General features: G+C 43.7%; 13 protein-coding genes and 1 pseudogene. 10 read left to right on the top strand and 4 right to left on the bottom strand.

The features are described from left to right. The first annotated feature begins 94 nt into the window (after positions 1-94). Positions 95-1,810 (top strand): ABC transporter ATP-binding protein, encoded by a 1,716-nt coding sequence (locus tag MHI20_RS11315; protein WP_340938358.1) that lies wholly within the window; start codon positions 95-97, stop codon positions 1,808-1,810. Between the two features lie 209 nt (positions 1,811-2,019). Beyond that, positions 2,020-3,018, top strand: a complete 999-nt coding sequence (locus MHI20_RS11310; RefSeq protein ID WP_340938355.1) for a S66 family peptidase — start codon at positions 2,020-2,022, stop codon at positions 3,016-3,018. A gap of 211 nt (positions 3,019-3,229) precedes the next feature. Here MHI20_RS11310 and MHI20_RS11305 read toward each other — a convergent pair whose 3' ends face one another. The 3 genes from MHI20_RS11305 to cls all read right to left on the bottom strand — a co-directional run bounded on the left by MHI20_RS11305 (position 3,230) and on the right by cls (position 5,729). After that, complete coding sequence (locus MHI20_RS11305; RefSeq protein WP_159145195.1) at positions 3,230-3,484, bottom strand: general stress protein; 255 nt, start codon at positions 3,482-3,484, stop codon at positions 3,230-3,232. 73 nt (positions 3,485-3,557) lie between these two features. Next, positions 3,558-4,520, bottom strand: coding sequence for a UV DNA damage repair endonuclease UvsE (gene uvsE / locus MHI20_RS11300; protein WP_340938352.1), 963 nt, complete (start codon positions 4,518-4,520; stop codon positions 3,558-3,560). A 12-nt stretch (positions 4,521-4,532) separates the two neighbouring features. After that, on the bottom strand, positions 4,533-5,729 hold the full coding sequence (gene cls, locus MHI20_RS11295; protein ID WP_019743242.1) for a cardiolipin synthase: 1,197 nt from the start codon (positions 5,727-5,729) through the stop codon (positions 4,533-4,535). A 143-nt stretch (positions 5,730-5,872) separates the two neighbouring features. Here cls and MHI20_RS11290 point away from each other — a divergent pair. The 6 genes and pseudogenes from MHI20_RS11290 (at position 5,873) to MHI20_RS11265 (ending at position 12,755) form a co-directional block, all read left to right on the top strand. Continuing rightward, positions 5,873-7,983, top strand: a pseudogene (locus MHI20_RS11290) ((Fe-S)-binding protein). 102 nt (positions 7,984-8,085) lie between these two features. Beyond that, complete coding sequence (locus tag MHI20_RS11285; protein WP_340938349.1) at positions 8,086-9,261, top strand: acetyl-CoA C-acetyltransferase; 1,176 nt, start codon at positions 8,086-8,088, stop codon at positions 9,259-9,261. A gap of 19 nt (positions 9,262-9,280) precedes the next feature. Beyond that, positions 9,281-10,144 carry a 3-hydroxybutyryl-CoA dehydrogenase gene (locus tag MHI20_RS11280; RefSeq protein ID WP_203143783.1) on the top strand — a complete coding sequence of 288 codons (864 nt, stop codon included), beginning with the start codon at positions 9,281-9,283 and terminating at the stop codon, positions 10,142-10,144. Between the two features lie 11 nt (positions 10,145-10,155). Then, positions 10,156-11,268 (top strand): acyl-CoA dehydrogenase family protein, encoded by a 1,113-nt coding sequence (locus MHI20_RS11275; protein ID WP_340938345.1) that lies wholly within the window; start codon positions 10,156-10,158, stop codon positions 11,266-11,268. A 16-nt stretch (positions 11,269-11,284) separates the two neighbouring features. Beyond that, positions 11,285-12,427: an acyl-CoA dehydrogenase gene (locus MHI20_RS11270; RefSeq protein WP_340938341.1), complete on the top strand. Its 1,143-nt coding sequence runs from the start codon at positions 11,285-11,287 to the stop codon at positions 12,425-12,427. Positions 12,428-12,557: 130 nt separating this feature from the next. Further along, positions 12,558-12,755, top strand: coding sequence for a hypothetical protein (locus tag MHI20_RS11265; RefSeq protein ID WP_034647437.1), 198 nt, complete (start codon positions 12,558-12,560; stop codon positions 12,753-12,755). A 13-nt stretch (positions 12,756-12,768) separates the two neighbouring features. Here MHI20_RS11265 and MHI20_RS11260 read toward each other — a convergent pair whose 3' ends face one another. Next, a complete protein-coding gene (locus MHI20_RS11260) occupies positions 12,769-13,242 on the bottom strand; it encodes a DUF2798 domain-containing protein (RefSeq protein ID WP_370539276.1) in 474 nt (157 codons plus the stop codon). A 378-nt stretch (positions 13,243-13,620) separates the two neighbouring features. Here MHI20_RS11260 and rpoE point away from each other — a divergent pair, with 378 nt between their 5' ends. Together rpoE and pyrG are read left to right on the top strand one after the other, a co-directional pair. Continuing rightward, positions 13,621-14,157 (top strand): DNA-directed RNA polymerase subunit delta, encoded by a 537-nt coding sequence (gene rpoE / locus MHI20_RS11255; protein ID WP_017360054.1) that lies wholly within the window; start codon positions 13,621-13,623, stop codon positions 14,155-14,157. A 238-nt stretch (positions 14,158-14,395) separates the two neighbouring features. Beyond that, positions 14,396-16,003, top strand: a complete 1,608-nt coding sequence (gene pyrG, locus MHI20_RS11250; RefSeq protein ID WP_017360053.1) for a glutamine hydrolyzing CTP synthase — start codon at positions 14,396-14,398, stop codon at positions 16,001-16,003. The last annotated feature ends 12 nt before the right edge of the window (positions 16,004-16,015 follow it).

The raw sequence follows: 16,015 nt of genomic DNA, 5'->3' as shown, positions 1-16,015 counted from the left end.
GAAAGAAATCATTTCCTGATCTAGTATTTCGATAATGATTCCTCTATAATTGAAAATGATTATCAATTATAGAGGAAGTGAGGTTCTTTTACATATGCTAAAACGCTTTTTTGCCTATTACAGGCCCTATCGTGGTCTGTTCTTTTTAGATTTCTTTTGTGCTGTGGCCGTCGGACTCATGGAACTAGGTTTCCCGCTGATCGTGAACTACTTCATTGATACATTATTACCAACAGGGAACTGGACGGTCATTGCCTGGACCGCACTTGCGCTGTTTGTCATTTACGCACTCAGCTCAGTGATGCAATTTATCGTGTCGTATTGGGGACACATGCTTGGCATTAACATTGAGACCGATATGAGAAAAAAGCTATTTGATCATTTTCAGCGTCTCTCATTTAAGTTCTTTGATAACAACAAAACGGGTAAGCTTATGTCTCGAATGACCAATGACCTCATGTACATTGGTGAGGTGGCTCATCACGGACCTGAGGATTTGTTTATTGCGATTATGACCATTCTTGGCGCCTTTGCCGTCATGCTCATGGTTAACTGGCAGCTTGCCATTTTAACCTTCTTGATTATGCCAGTCATCATCTGGTTAGCCCTTCATTTTAATAAAAAAATGACACAGGCGATTACACAACTCAACAATGACATTGGAGATTTTCATGCAAGGGTTGAAAATAATATTGGTGGTATTCGTCTTGTTCAAGCCTTTGCAAATGAACATTTTGAGAAAAAGCGTTTTGCTGAAAATAACAACCGCTTTCGAAAAGCGAAACTTCTTTCCTATAAAATTATGTCAGTTAACGGATCAATCAGCTATATTCTCACAAGACTTGTGACGCTGTTTGTCCTTCTGGCAGGTACATGGTTTGTCCTTCAAGGTCAATTAACGGCAGGCGGATTTATCGCCTTTGTTTTGATCACAAATGTGTTATTCAGACCAATTGATAAGATCAACACGGTGATTGAAATGTATCCAAAAGGCATTGCCGGTTTTAAAAGCTATGTCGATTTGCTTGAAACAGAGCCAGATGTGAAGGATACAGAAGGAGCACGTGATATTTATGGCTTGAAAGGTGAAATTGAGTATCGAGACGTGACATTTGGCTACGATGAGCACAGTCATGTATTGAAGGATATCAACTTAAAGATCAAACAAGGGGAAACTGTTGCGTTTGTCGGGCCATCAGGAGCGGGGAAATCGACCATTTGCAGTCTGCTGCCTCGTTTTTATGATGTGGACGAAGGAGACATCACCATTGATGGTGTGAGCACGAAATCGATGACCTTGTCCTCTTTAAGACAGCAGATTGGCATTGTGCAGCAGGATGTCTTTTTATTCTCAGGTACCATTCGTGAGAATATTGCGTACGGCAACCTAGAAGCGAATGATGCAGACATTTGGGAGGCGGTGCGACGTGCCCATTTAGAGGAGCTCGTTCAGCGGTTCCCAGAAGGGTTGAATACGGTCATTGGTGAACGCGGCGTTAAGCTATCCGGCGGTCAAAAACAACGCCTGTCAATTGCACGGATGTTTTTGAAAAACCCGTCTATTCTTATTTTGGATGAAGCGACGTCAGCGCTTGATACAGAAACAGAAAAAGCGATCCAAGACGCACTAAGCGAACTGGCAGTCGGTCGGACGACACTCGTCATTGCTCACCGCCTTGCGACAATTAAACATGCAGACCGAATCATCGTCGTGACAGAGGAAGGCATTGAAGAACAAGGCCGTCACCAAGATTTAATTCAAATGGGCGGTGTATACAGCAGACTGCATGAAGCGCAGTTTGGTCATTGAAGAGAAGTGATTGAATGAGTCCAGTTATTAAGCTGGGCTCTTTTTCGTATTGAGATATTTGCGACGCTGGTCATCAGTTTTACTGTCATCATATTTGGCCTGTTTAAGCTGTTAAATTGAAGTGTACTTTATTTTTAAATCGAGGCCCTTTTGAAAAAGGGCTTTTTTTGCTAGGATAGTAAAAACTCGTGTAGGAAGGATCTGATGGAATGAAGGGGATTCGGCAGTTACAGAAGGGCGATAAAATAGGTATTTATTCTCCCTCAAGTCCAGCATCTGCCACCTCGCCTCTTAGGTATGAGCGGGCGAAGGAATGGCTTGAACAAAAAGGATTCATTGTGGTACCAGGATCATTAACAGGGAAAGAGGATCACTATCGTTCGGGAACGATTCAAGAACGAGCAGCTGAGCTGAATGAGCTGATGGCGAGAGAAGATTTGTCCTGTATCATGTCGATGATTGGGGGGACGAACTCGAATAGTTTGCTGCCTTATCTCGATTTTGAGCTGCTGAAGAAGCATCCGAAAATCATGATTGGTTATTCAGATGCGACGGCGATTCTTTTAGCGGCTTATGAAAAAACGGGTCTGCCTGTTTTTTACGGGCCTGCACTTGTGCCGTCTTTTGGAGAGTTTGAACCATTTGTCAATCATACATATCAATCTTTCGAGGACATTCTCATTCATCCGCAGCCCATCCCATATCAGGTGAAAAAACCACCCTTTTGGACGGACGAACGGATCAATTGGGAACAGAAAATACGAGAAAAAGAAAAACGTCCAAACGATTGGATGTGCGTCATTGAAGGGCAGGCAGAAGGCAGACTGATCGGCGGGAACCTAAATGCCATGTATGGCATATGGGGAAGTGAATTCATGCCTCAAATCCAAAAGGGCGATATCCTTCTCATTGAAGATTGTATGAAAACCGCCTCCATCGTCGAAAAGAACTTCTCTCTGTTAAAGATAAATGGTGTGTTTGAACGGGTATCTGGTATCCTCTTAGGGAAACATGAGCTGTTTGATGATGAAGGAACGGGCAAAAGGCCGCACGATCTTTTACTTGAAGTACTGGGAGATACAAAAAGGCCGCTCATTGCGGAATTTGACAGTGCCCATACGCATCCGATGCTCACGATGCCAATCGGTACACAAGTAAAAATGAATGCAACGTCACGCGAGGTTTGGCTGACAGAAGCATGGATATAAGAAAAAGAGCAGCCCTAAGGCGGCCTCAGCGTGTAGACAAACCCTCGCATTCGGTGTCAGTCCTGCGTGCCGGTGCTCACGAATGTGACATTCGCTCCGCGCCGGTACTCGTCCTTCCTAGACTGCAAAGGTTTTCAACTACGCTGAAAAGAAGACAAAGGGATAAAATAAGGTTCATTTTATCCCTTTGTTAGCCTAAGGCTGCCTTTCTTTACGAAGCATTCTCTTTTTCAAACGGCTGAAGAAGGTCATGTGCCTCTTTTCCTTCTACCACGATTAAATAGTCTGATTCTAAATGAGTAAGCCTAAAGGTTTCTAGCTCTACGATGTTCTTAATGTTGCACATTGTTTTTTTAGAATATACATATAAACGATGTTGAGCGTGCTGGCACTTTTCGTATAGAGAAATAAGCTTATGTAAATTCAATGCTTTCGCAGCAATTCGGATTGAATAGATTTGTGACATCTTCATATCCTCCTGTTAAATACTTTCTCACAATAGCTTTGTTACCCCCGTTGTGATAGAGGTAAACCTTTCTCTACGATTTCCACTCAATGGTGCCTCCGCCCGTCCGCCGATTGCCTCTGATCGCTGACAGTTCTTCAACAAGACGGAGCAAAGCCTGATCCTTTTTCTTTGCCTCAATCATAAAATCCACATCACGACCATACGACTTTAAAGCTTGAAAAAGTGGCAATACAAAGGACATCTCCACTCCATCCGCATGGCTTCGTATCGTCTTTTCTGATTTTGGTGAGGATAAGTGGATTTTAGGCGGTATGCCAGTGTTTGCCCACGTGTCAAACACTCTTGGCAAAATGTCATCAAGTGCCGCATCATCATCTTTGTTTGCAATGTGATGGTGGTAATCAAATACACACGGGATGCCATGCTTTTCACAAACATCAAGCGTTTCTAATGACGTATAGGTTTTGTCATCATTTTCAAGCGTCATTCTCGCCTTGATATGTGCAGGAAGCTGCTTTATATTTTCATCAAAACGCTGTAAAGCAGATGCCTTGTCGCCATATGCACCTCCGACATGAATGTTCATATAGCCTTCCTTTTCAAGCTCCATGGCCTCAAGCATTTCATAATGATAGGTCATATCAATGACGGCGTTTTCTGTAATGGAAGGTTTTGGACTTGTGAACAAAGTAAATTGATTGGGGTGAAAGCTCACTCGTAATCCGTGCCGCTTTACGAGTTGACCAATCTCTAGAAATTCTTTGCGAAAGGGTGTCACAAAGTCCCACCGCACCTCAGGATGGGTGGCGAGCGGGACAATCGAGCTTGAAAAACGGTAAAGCTGAATATCATGGGCAATCGCAAAATAAAGCGTTCTTAATGTATTGACGAGGTTGGCTTTCGTCGTTCGCAATAGAGCCTCTGTCCTCTCTTCCTTTGAGAGCTTACTGTATCTTGCAAAGGTCAGCGACTTGGCAGGTGAAGCTTCCCATAAAGTGACGGCGTTGGATACATAACCAAATCGATAACGCATAGGTCAACTCCTTTATAAAAAATACGAGAACAGGGCGCCTATCCACTCAATTGGACGCGTGAGAAGTGGGCGTTGTTTGTATTTTTCTTCAGTCATCAGTTCTGACACTTCCATGTGTTCACGAATCTTTTCCTCTACATGTGCGGTGAAGGCGGGATCATCAATGGCCACATCCACTTCTTCGTTGAAAAACAAACTTCGTTTATCAAAGTTCGCTGTACTGATCATACAGCGGCTATGATCGATGAGAATGGCTTTCGCATGATAAAACCCTTTATAAAAACGATACACAAGACATCCAGCAGCAATCAGATCTTTCAAATAATGAAATCCAGCTTCTTTCACAAGCGGGTGATCTGCCTTCATTGGGATGATGATGTCGACAGTCACGCCTCGCTTCCGTGCGTCAAGAAGGGCGCTTAGAAGAGGAGCGGATGGAATAAAATAGGGCGTGCAGATGGTGATTTGCTTTTTCGCCTGTTGAATATCGTGAAGAAATAAGGCTTCTAAAGAAAAACCTGCCGTCGCACGTGTAGTGCACTGTAATGTTCCCGGTTCCAGTGTAGGGAAAACCTCGTATTGCAGCTGGTGAATACCAGATGACCGGTACAAATCATTCAGAAACACATGCTGGAGGTCTGCGACAACCTGTCCTGTCATGCGCAGATGATAGTCTTTCCAAATGCCAAACCTGCCGTTTTTCCCTACATATTCATCGCCGATATTAAACCCGCCAATGTAGCCGATCTTCCCATCGATCACCGTGATCTTCCGGTGATTTCTCATGTTCAAGCGATAAATGAAAAAAGGAAAACGTGGTTTGTTTAAAAAGTAAAATTGAATGCCGCTTTTTTCGAGCATCTGAATGGATGTTTGATCAAATGGATAGGAGCCTAACCGATCAGTGAGCAAAAAAACCGAAACACCTTGCTCTGCTTTCGCTTTAAGTGCTTGCAGAATCCTTTGCCCAATCTTGTCGTTCTTTACAATAAAGAACATCATATGAATAGAAGAAGAGGCTTGCTGTATATCCGTAAGCAGCTGATCAAACAGTGGTTCGCCATCATGATAAAAAACTGCATCGCCGCTTGTTTGGTCAAAAGACCGTTCAAAAGCATGGGTAGAAAAATATTTTCTCCCTATATAAAGATCTAGCCTGACGAGTAGAACAATGACGAAGACGACGAGTAGAATGATCCATGCGATCATGAAGGTTCCTCCTTTTTTACATATGACGATAGTGTACCCAAATGGGCAAAAAATATTGACTGAATACTCATTCATTATTTATGATAGAGGTACAACATGGAAACGGAACAAAGTGGGTCTTGGGGAATGAAAGGGGGAGCAAGATGAATAGCCTTTTAATTGTTAACTTGATTGCATTTGCGGCAGTGACCGCTTACGCTGTGTATTTGTTTATTTATCTCATTCGAACACGAGCCGCGTATATTCGTCTTGGCAAAAAAGAAGAATTTCAGAAAGACATGAAAAAACGCTTAGAACGTGTTTGGGTGAATGTGTTTGGTCAAAAGAAACTGCTGAAGGACAAGAAGAGCGGCATCATTCATGTGCTGTTTTTCTATGGATTTATTTTAGTGCAGTTCGGAGCCCTTGATTTTATTATGAAGGGACTTGTTCCAGACAGCGGGCTACCATTAGGTCCGCTTTACGGTGTCTTTACGTTCTTCCAAGAGGTAGTCACACTTCTCATTTTAGTAGCGGTGGTTTGGGCGTTCCATAGAAGATATGTCGAGAAGTTAGTCCGTTTAAAAAGGGGCTTTAAGTCAGGGCTTGTCCTTTTGTTTATTGGCGGATTGATGCTGACCGTATACTAGGAAACGGAATGAACATCATTTGGCATGGGCACTCACTATCAGCAACTGAGCCAATTGCTTCCGGCATTGCTTTCTTGCTGGGCTGGCTGTCACCACTTGCGGCAACAATTGTGTTCTATGTCGCATGGTGGGTGCATCTTCTTATTTTACTGACGTTCTTAGTGTACGTCCCGCAGTCTAAGCATGCCCATCTCATCGCTGGCCCGGTCAACGTATTTGTCAGTAGGTTGGACCCGCCAGGCAAACTGCAAAAAATTGATTTTGAAGATGAGACACAAGAAACGTTCGGCGTTGGGAAAATTGAAGACTTCCGTCAATCTCAGCTGATTGATCTTTACGCTTGTGTGGAATGTGGGCGCTGTACGAATATGTGTCCGGCGACAGGGACGGGGAAAATGCTGTCTCCAATGGATTTGATTTTACGATTAAGAGATCATTTAACAAATAAAGGGGCTGCCATTACTTCAAAGACACCGTGGGTTCCGCAGCTTGCTTTCAAACAGACGACAGGAAATCAGCTGGCATTACAGGCAAGGGGAGCTGGAGCGGAAGAATCTGCGGCGAGCGCAATGTATCATCCTTCTCTCATTGGTGAGGTCATTACAGAAGAAGAAATCTGGGCATGCACGACATGCCGAAACTGTGAAGATCAGTGTCCTGTCATGAACGAACACGTCGACAAAATCATTGATATGCGCAGATACTTAGTGCTGACAGAAGGAAAAATGGATGCAGATGCACAGCGTGCGATGACAAGCATCGAGCGCCAAGGGAACCCATGGGGATTGAATCGAAAAGAAAGAGAAAACTGGCGTGATCTAAGAGAAGATGTGCACGTACCGACAGTGAAAGAACTGAAAAAAGCAGATCAGACCTTCGACTATTTATTCTGGGTTGGATCGATGGGTGCATATGACAATAGGAGCCAAAAGATTGCTCTTGCCTTTGCAAAACTGCTCAATGAAGCAGGGGTTTCTTTTGCCATCCTAGGCAATAAAGAGAAAAACTCAGGTGATACACCGAGAAGACTTGGGAATGAATTTTTGTTCCAAGAGCTTGCTGCAAAAAACATCGAAGAATTTCAAAAAAATGACGTAACCAAAATCGTCACGATCGATCCGCATGCTTACAATTTATTTAAAAACGAATACCCAGACTTTGGACTTGAGGCAGAGGTGTATCATCATACAGAATTACTGGCAGAGCTAGTAAAAGAGGGGAAATTAACGCCTATTCATGAAGTGAACGAAGTCATTACTTTCCACGATTCTTGCTACCTAGGCAGATATAACGAGGTCTATGATCCGCCAAGAGATATTTTAAAAGCCATTCCTGGTGTGACACTGAAAGAAATGGAACGGAATCGTGAATCGGGGATGTGCTGTGGTGCCGGCGGTGGCTTAATGTGGATGGAAGAAGAGACAGGTACTCGAATTAACACAGCGAGGACGGAGCAGGCCTTACAGGTACAGCCGTCCATCATCAGCTCAGGGTGCCCATATTGTTTAACCATGCTTGGGGATGGGACGAAAGCGAAGGAAGTAGAAGAGCAGGTCGGCACATTTGATGTCGCAGAACTTCTTGAAAAGTCAGTGTTTGGCGAAACGAGAACGCAGGCTTCATAAAGGTGTCAGGCCGATGGATCTACTGTCCATCGGCCGATAAATGCCGAATTTTTAAGAGCTGTCTAGCATTTATGTAAGCGGTAACAAATAGGAGGGGAAGAAATGAGCACGACGGTCATTGTATCTGGAGCGAGAACACCATTTGGAAAACTAGGTGGAACTTTCAGTCGTTTGACTGCTGCAGAATTAGGCGGGATGACGATAAAAGCTGCGCTGGAAAGAGCCTCAAATGTTCATGAAGTGGATGAAGTCATCATGGGCAGTGTCCTTCAAGGAGGACAAGGTCAAATTCCTTCAAGACAGGCAGCTAGACATGCAGATCTCCCTTGGTCGGTTCCGACGCAAACCATCAACAAAGTCTGTGCTTCAGGAATGCGCAGTGTCACGACAGCCGATCAAATCATTCGAGCGGGAGATGCCAAGGTGATCGTGGCAGGCGGCATGGAATCCATGTCTCATGCTCCTTATCTTCTGAAAAAAGCACGATGGGGTTACAAAATGGGAGATGGTGCTGTACAAGATGCCATGATTTTAGATGGATTAACCTGTTCGTTTACAGGTGTTCATATGGGTGAGTATGGAAGCATGGCGGCGAAAGAGCTTGGCATTACACGAGAAGAACAAGACCTTTGGGCGTTAAGAAGTCATGAACGAGCCATTGAGGCGCAAAAAAGCGGCTTTTTTAAAAATGAGATCATCCCCGTTACCGTCAAGAATAAAAAAGGAGATCAGCTGATTTCAGAAGATGAAGCCCCGCGGCGTGATACGTCATATGAACGTTTGTCAAAACTGATGCCCGTTTTCGATCAGGCAGGTACGATCACCGCTGGTAATGCACCTGGTGTCAATGATGGTGCAAGTGCGCTTCTATTAATGAAAGACACATACGCCATGCAGCAAGGTGAAAAACCTCTGGCAGTTGTGCTTGGGCATGCGCAAGTAGCAGTAGAGGCAAAGGATTTTCCGAAAACACCAGCCTATGCCATCGAAAAAGTGTTAAAGAAAACAGGGAAGCGAGTAGAGGATATCGATTTGTTTGAAATCAATGAGGCTTTTTCAGCGGTTGCATTGGCATGCGAAAAAATTCTTGGACTGGATCGGCGGAAAATGAATATGAACGGAGGGGCAGTCGCGATTGGTCATCCGATTGGAGCAAGCGGAACACGTATTATACTGACCTTGATCCATGCACTCAGACAAAGAGGCGGCGGGATCGGCATTGCGGCGATTTGCAGCGGCGGGGGTCAAGGTGATGCGATCATGATCAAGGTGGATTAAAAGGGAGGCGTTCATTGTCATGAGTATAGAAGAAACCGTGATGGTCGTTGGGGCTGGGCAAATGGGCTCGGGTATTGCCCAAGTATTTGCACAGTCAGGTTATACCGTCCTGCTCCATGATACGGAAGAGGAGCAGATTCATCGAGCCATTTCCTCTATGACCAAACAACTGACGAAACGAGCAGAAAAAGGAAAGCTGGCACATCAGGCAGTCCGTGATATTACACAGCGACTGGCTGTTTCAACAGATTTAAAGGATGTACAGCAGACGCATTTAGTGATTGAAGCCGCATCTGAACAAATGAAGATCAAAAAACAAATCTTTGGAACCCTTGATCAATTTGCACCTGATGACACGATATTTGCGACAAATACGTCTTCCTTGTCGATCACAGAATTAGCAGCCGTGACGAAACGGCCTGAGAAAGTGATTGGCATGCATTTTATGAATCCAGTTCCCGTGATGAAACTTGTGGAAGTAATCCGTGCGCTACAAACGGATGATGCCACGTACCAATTTGTTTTTGACACCGCAAAGACATTAGACAAAACGCCAATTGAAGTGGAAGACTTCCCTGGGTTTGTGTCAAATCGCATTTTAATGCCAATGATCAATGAAGCCATTTATACCCTTTATGAAGGCGTGGCAGATGTAGAAAGTATTGACGGCATCATGACGCTTGGAATGAACCATCCAATGGGCCCGCTTCGTCTCGCCGACCTCATCGGGCTCGATACTTGTTTATTTATTATGAATACCCTTCACGAGGGTCTTGGAGATAGCAAATATCGACCTTGTCCTCTTTTGAAAAAATACGTGAACGCAGGCTGGCTGGGCAAAAAGACAAAGAGAGGTTTTTACACTTACCACGACCACTCATAGGGGGAGTCAAGATGGATGTGTTGCTGACAGAAAAACAACGTCTTTGGAGAAAACGAGTAGCAGAATTTGCACGCCAGCATGTATTCCCTGAAATAGAAGCGATGGAACAGGGCGTGTTCCCGAAAACGCTTTTAGCTGAAATGGGTCGGCAAGGCTTTTTAGGCATTCCGATCCCAGATAAGTATCACGGATTAGGGGCAGATTTCACAACCTATATCATGGCGATTCATGAATTTTCCAAAGTAAGTGCAACCATCGGTGTCATTGTATCCGTTCATACATCCGTTGTGACGATGCCGATTTTGGCGTTTGGAACGACTGAACAAAAAGAATCCTACGTTCCCAAGCTTGCGTCCGGGCAGAAGCTGGGCGCCTTTTGTCTAACTGAACCGAAGGCAGGATCAGATGCCTCTAGTATTCAGTTGAAAGCAGAGCAGGTAGACGATCACTATGTGTTAAATGGAACGAAAATTTTTATCACAAGCGGCGGTGAAGCGGAAGTCTATCTTGTATTTGCCGTGACAGACCCGGCTTCTGCTAAGAAAAATATATCAGCGTTCATTGTGGAGAAGGGGACACCAGGATTTACGATCGGAAAAGATGAGAAGAAGATGGGCCTGCATGGATCAAAAACAGTCACACTTCATTTTGACGGTGTTCGAATTCCAAAAAAACAGCTGCTCGGCGCAGAAGGAGAAGGCTTTCGGATTGCCATGTCTAGCTTAAATGCGGGGAGAATTGGCATTGCGGCTCAAAGCCTTGGTATTGCAGAAGCCGCATTAGCTGAGGCGGTCACGTATTTAAAGCAGCATCCAGCTGGCCTTGAAACGACCATTCGGTTGGGCGATCTGGGCACCAAGCTGGAAGCGGCAAAACTTCTTGTCTATCAAGCGGCTTCTTATAAAGAGGCCAATCGCCCTGTCACGAAGGAAGCGTCGATGGCGAAGTTATTTGCATCTAAAACAGCGGTTGATATTAGTACTGAAGTCATCCATTTGCTTGGTCTAGCCGGTTACACGAAGCAATACCGAGCAGAGCAGTACTTTCGTGATGCGAAAATTTGTGAGATTTATGAAGGAACAAGTGAAATACAAAGGCTGGTTATTTGTAAACAGCTAATATGAAGTGAGGTGGCTCATGATGCAGTTCCAATTAAGTGACGAACACGAAATGATACAAAAAATGGTGAGAGACTTTGCGAAAAATGAAGTGGAGCCAACAGCAGCAGAGCGAGATGAAACAGAATCGTATGATCCCGCTATTTTTCGTCAAATGGCGGAGCTTGGTTTAACGGGAATCCCTTGGCCAGAAGAAAATGGGGGGATTGGTAGTGATTATTTGGCCTATGTCATAGCGGTTGAAGAGCTCTCACGAGTGTGCGCCTCAACAGGCGTCACCCTATCTGCTCACACATCACTCGCCTCATGGCCAATCTATACATTCGGAACAGATGAGCAAAAGGAGATGTATTTAAAGCCGCTTGCAGAAGGACAGAAGATCGGCGCATACGCACTGACCGAGAGCGGCTCGGGTTCAGATGCCGGCGGAATGAAAACAACAGCAGTAAAAGCAGGGAATGAATACGTCTTGAACGGGGCGAAGATTTTTATTACCAATGGAGGCATTGCGGATTATTATATTGTGTTTGCTGTTACTGACCAGGATGCTTCATCGCGCAATACAACCGCTTTTATTGTAGAAAAAGAGACGCAAGGCTTCTCAATCGGCAAAAAAGAAAGCAAACTGGGCATCCGCTCATCGCCAACGACAGAAATCATCTTTGAAGACTGTCGTATACCCGAAAGGAACCGGCTTGGTCAAGAAGGCGAAGGTTTTAAGATAGCGATGATGACACTTGACGGCGGCAGAAACGGTATTGCCGCACAAGCTGTTGGTATTGCTCAAGGTGCTCTGGATGCAGCAGTCAATTATGCAAAGGAGCGCAAACAATTCGGCAAACCAATCATTCAGCAGCAAGGCATTGCTTTTAAGTTAGCGGATATGGCAACGGCAATTGAGGCCTCAAGACTGCTCACCTATCAGGCAGCATGGCTTGAAACGAAAGGGCTTCCGTATGGGAAAGAATCAGCTATGTCCAAGCTCTTTGCCGGTGATACAGCCATGAAGGTGACGACAGAAGCCGTACAAATCTTCGGCGGATACGGCTATACAAAGGATTACCCAGTCGAACGATACATGCGTGATGCGAAAATCACTCAAATCTATGAAGGTACACAAGAAATCCAGCGGCTGGTCATCTCACGGAAACTGCTAGATATGTAGAAACCAAGAAAGACCACCTGATATGAGGTGGTCTGTTTTTGTGTGAAATGTGAAATCTCTCCAATATGATCTCATATCACCTGATCACTATGGTAAAATTGGGAAAAGAACCAAAATGGAGGTTATCATGATGAACACAACATTTATTGGCATTTTAGGAATCGTCACGATGATCATATGGATTATGGTCTCCACAGAGCTTTCAAAGTCTCCAAAAAGGAAGGAAGAAAAAGAAAACAGCCGCAGAAAACTCATTGTACTCGTGTCTGCGGGCACTTTATTCACCGTACCTTTGGTTTTTTCACTCATTCAGAATATCCAGCTGTAACATATCCATTCGACTAAACCGCTGCTGTCTGTTTTAATTTCACCCATTTGAAAAAAACAAAACGGACAAGCGGTCCCATAATCAACATTTGCAAAGGGAACGCCAACATGACATTATGACCGAAAATCGTTAAGTAATCAGATAGAATCGATTGTGTTTGAAATCCTGTGCTGATGCTTTGAACGACATATCCGCATAAAGACATGAGACACACCATCCCAAACACGATAAAGATAGAAAGAGTGAGAATAAAATAGATTTTCTTGCCTTTTGGGGCAAAACGGTTGGCTGCTTTTTTTGCTGAAGGCCCAACAATACACATCTCAATCAACAACGTGATGGCAAAACCGATCACATAGGTGAGTACACCTTCTAACCATGTCATATGTCCAAGCCGTCCATTTAGAAATAGATTATAAAAGAACATCACTGAAAACATACAAAAACACATCAAGACACCAAATTGTATATCTTCTTTTTTTGTCATTGGCAATTCGATCAACCTCTCAAAAATTAGTCTATTTATTATAGATTTCTGTTTCAATTCGTCGTAAGTGAACATTTTGTGAAGGAATAAATCCCCTTTTTTAAGAAGAGTAAATGGCTTTGTATTTATCAAAAGAGAAGACAAAAAAGCATGCAAAACGTGTGCTTCACACATGAATTATGCCAATTCGGCGCAAATGATTGACCGCTAGAGGCTCCTCTTGTGAAAAAATCAAAAATTAACATCAATAAAGGTGGCATAAACTCCCCTAATTTGTTTATAATGAGAGGTATGGTTTGTCGTAAGAATAAGGTATAAATACTTATTATTTCACTGATAAATGGATACATACATGTAATAGAAAGGGAGTGTCTGACCTTGAGTTTGAAAGAATACTCACAGGAACAGCTCAAACAAATGTCTTTAGTTGAACTTGCTTATGAAATTTTCAGAGACAGCAAAACGCCGATTACGTTTTCCGAGTTAATAGATGAAATGGTCCGTTTGCAAGGGATACAAAAATCTGATCTTGATGATCGACTTGCTCAATTTTATACAGACTTAAATATAGATGGCCGCTTTATTTCGTTAGGTGATCAGAGATGGGGACTTCGCAGCTGGTATCCAGTTGATCAAATCGAAGAAGAAGTTCAGCCAGCTGTGAAAACAAAAGCGAAAAAGAAAAAAACAAAAGCTGCTGTCGTTGAAGAAGACTTCGATGATATTGAAGAGGAAGAAGAAATCGACGAGCTTGAAGAAGATCTTGATCTTGTTGAAGACGACGAGGACCTTGACCTAGACGATGAAGAAATCGATGAAGAGATAGAAGAGTTCGACGAAGATGATGATGAAGATGATGACGGCTTAACGGAAATTGATGAAGACGATTTAGACGATGATGAGGAAGACAAATAACCCTCACAAACCGGTCCTGAAAACAGGACAAAACCGTCTTGACTTTCCAGAGCGAACTATGTAGTATGTATTTTGGGCTCTCTAAAAAAGAGTACGTAAAGATACGTTCATTTACGCTCCCTTTCATTTATTTGAAAGGGAGCTTTCTTATTTTTCAAGAGATTTAGGGATACACTCTAAAAGGATGAAGCTGTGCATGTCTAGTCATGCAAGGGTAAAAAAGAGAGGAGCATACGAAATGACAAAGTATATTTTTGTAACAGGAGGAGTTGTTTCCTCACTTGGAAAAGGGATCACGGCTGCATCGTTAGGCCGCCTTCTGAAAAATAGAGGGATGGATGTCACCATTCAAAAATTTGATCCATATATCAACGTAGACCCAGGGACAATGAGTCCATATCAGCACGGTGAGGTATTTGTCACAGACGACGGTGCTGAAACAGATCTTGACTTAGGTCACTACGAGCGCTTCATTGATATTAACTTGAATAAATACAGCAACGTCACAACTGGTAAAATCTATTCTACAGTCCTGAAAAAAGAGCGCCGCGGCGACTATTTAGGTGGAACCGTACAGGTCATTCCCCATATTACAAATGAAATCAAAGACCGTGTGTACCGTGCAGGGAAAGAAACGGGTGCAGATGTGGTCATTACAGAAATCGGTGGAACAGTTGGAGATATCGAATCCCTTCCATTCCTAGAAGCGATTCGTCAAATGAAGAGTGACATCGGCCGTGAAAACGTGATGTACATTCATTGTACCCTTGTTCCTTACATCCGTGCTGCAGGCGAACTGAAAACAAAACCAACACAGCATAGTGTAAAAGAACTTCGTAGTCTAGGTATTCAGCCAAACGTCATTGTGGTCAGAACTGAAATGCCATTGGCACAAGACATGAAGGACAAAATTGCGCTATTCTGTGATATTGATACGAAAGCAGTCATCGAATGTCAGGATGCAGATACCCTTTATTCGATTCCGCTTGATTTACAAAAACAAGGATTAGACAAGCTTGTATGTGAGCACATGAAGCTTGACTGTCAAGATGCGGACATGACGGAGTGGACGGCGCTTGTTGATAAAGTGCAAAACCTTTCAAAACAAGTCACGATTGGTCTTGTAGGGAAATATGTTGAGCTGCAAGATGCATACATTTCTGTCGTTGAATCACTTCGTCATGCGGGCTATGCATTTGATGCGGATGTTCAAATCAAATGGATCAACGCAGAAGAAGTCACAGCAGAAAATATGGCTGATTTCGCTCAAGATGTAGACGGCATTATTGTTCCTGGAGGCTTCGGAGACCGAGGAGTAGAAGGGAAAATCATTGCAACACAATATGCGCGCGAAAACAAAGTGCCATTCTTCGGAATTTGCTTAGGTATGCAAGTCGCATCTATCGAATATGCGAGAAACGTACTAGGTTTAGAGGGAGCACATTCCGCTGAAATTGATCCAGAAACAGCATTCCCAATCATCGACCTTCTTCCAGAACAGAAGGATGTTGATGACTTAGGTGGAACACTTCGCCTCGGCCTATACCCTTGTAAATTAAACGAAGACTCAAAAGCATTTGCTGCATACAATGACGAAGTCGTGTACGAACGCCACCGTCATCGCTATGAGTTTAATAACGAATTCAGACAGCAAATGGAAGCAGCAGGTTTTGTCTTCTCTGGTACAAGCCCAGACGGACGCCTTGTTGAAATCATTGAACTGAAGGATCACCCATGGTTCCTTGCTTCTCAGTTCCATCCAGAATTCATTTCAAGACCGACAAGACCACAGCCGTTATTTAGAGATTTCGTTGGTGCTTCACTACAGGCATCTGAATCAAAATAAAACAAAAAACTG

This window comes from Bacillus sp. FSL K6-1106 (assembly GCF_038005245.1).
In the GTDB taxonomy this organism is placed as follows: domain Bacteria; phylum Bacillota; class Bacilli; order Bacillales; family Bacillaceae; genus Bacillus; species Bacillus altitudinis.
The sequence above is the reverse complement of the archived record's forward strand: the minus strand, read 5'-3'. Positions and strand labels throughout refer to the sequence as shown.

Coding starts and splice junctions, on each gene's coding strand:
- MHI20_RS11315 (WP_340938358.1), top strand. CDS start 95: ATGCTAAAACGCTTTTTTGCCTATTACAGGCCCTATCGTGGTCTGTTC.
- MHI20_RS11310 (WP_340938355.1), top strand. CDS start 2,020: ATGAAGGGGATTCGGCAGTTACAGAAGGGCGATAAAATAGGTATTTAT.
- MHI20_RS11305 (WP_159145195.1), bottom strand. CDS start 3,484: ATGTCACAAATCTATTCAATCCGAATTGCTGCGAAAGCATTGAATTTA.
- uvsE (WP_340938352.1), bottom strand. CDS start 4,520: ATGCGTTATCGATTTGGTTATGTATCCAACGCCGTCACTTTATGGGAA.
- cls (WP_019743242.1), bottom strand. CDS start 5,729: ATGATCGCATGGATCATTCTACTCGTCGTCTTCGTCATTGTTCTACTC.
- MHI20_RS11285 (WP_340938349.1), top strand. CDS start 8,086: ATGAGCACGACGGTCATTGTATCTGGAGCGAGAACACCATTTGGAAAA.
- MHI20_RS11280 (WP_203143783.1), top strand. CDS start 9,281: ATGAGTATAGAAGAAACCGTGATGGTCGTTGGGGCTGGGCAAATGGGC.
- MHI20_RS11275 (WP_340938345.1), top strand. CDS start 10,156: ATGGATGTGTTGCTGACAGAAAAACAACGTCTTTGGAGAAAACGAGTA.
- MHI20_RS11270 (WP_340938341.1), top strand. CDS start 11,285: ATGCAGTTCCAATTAAGTGACGAACACGAAATGATACAAAAAATGGTG.
- MHI20_RS11265 (WP_034647437.1), top strand. CDS start 12,558: ATGAACACAACATTTATTGGCATTTTAGGAATCGTCACGATGATCATA.
- MHI20_RS11260 (WP_370539276.1), bottom strand. CDS start 13,242: ATGACAAAAAAAGAAGATATACAATTTGGTGTCTTGATGTGTTTTTGT.
- pyrG (WP_017360053.1), top strand. CDS start 14,396: ATGACAAAGTATATTTTTGTAACAGGAGGAGTTGTTTCCTCACTTGGA.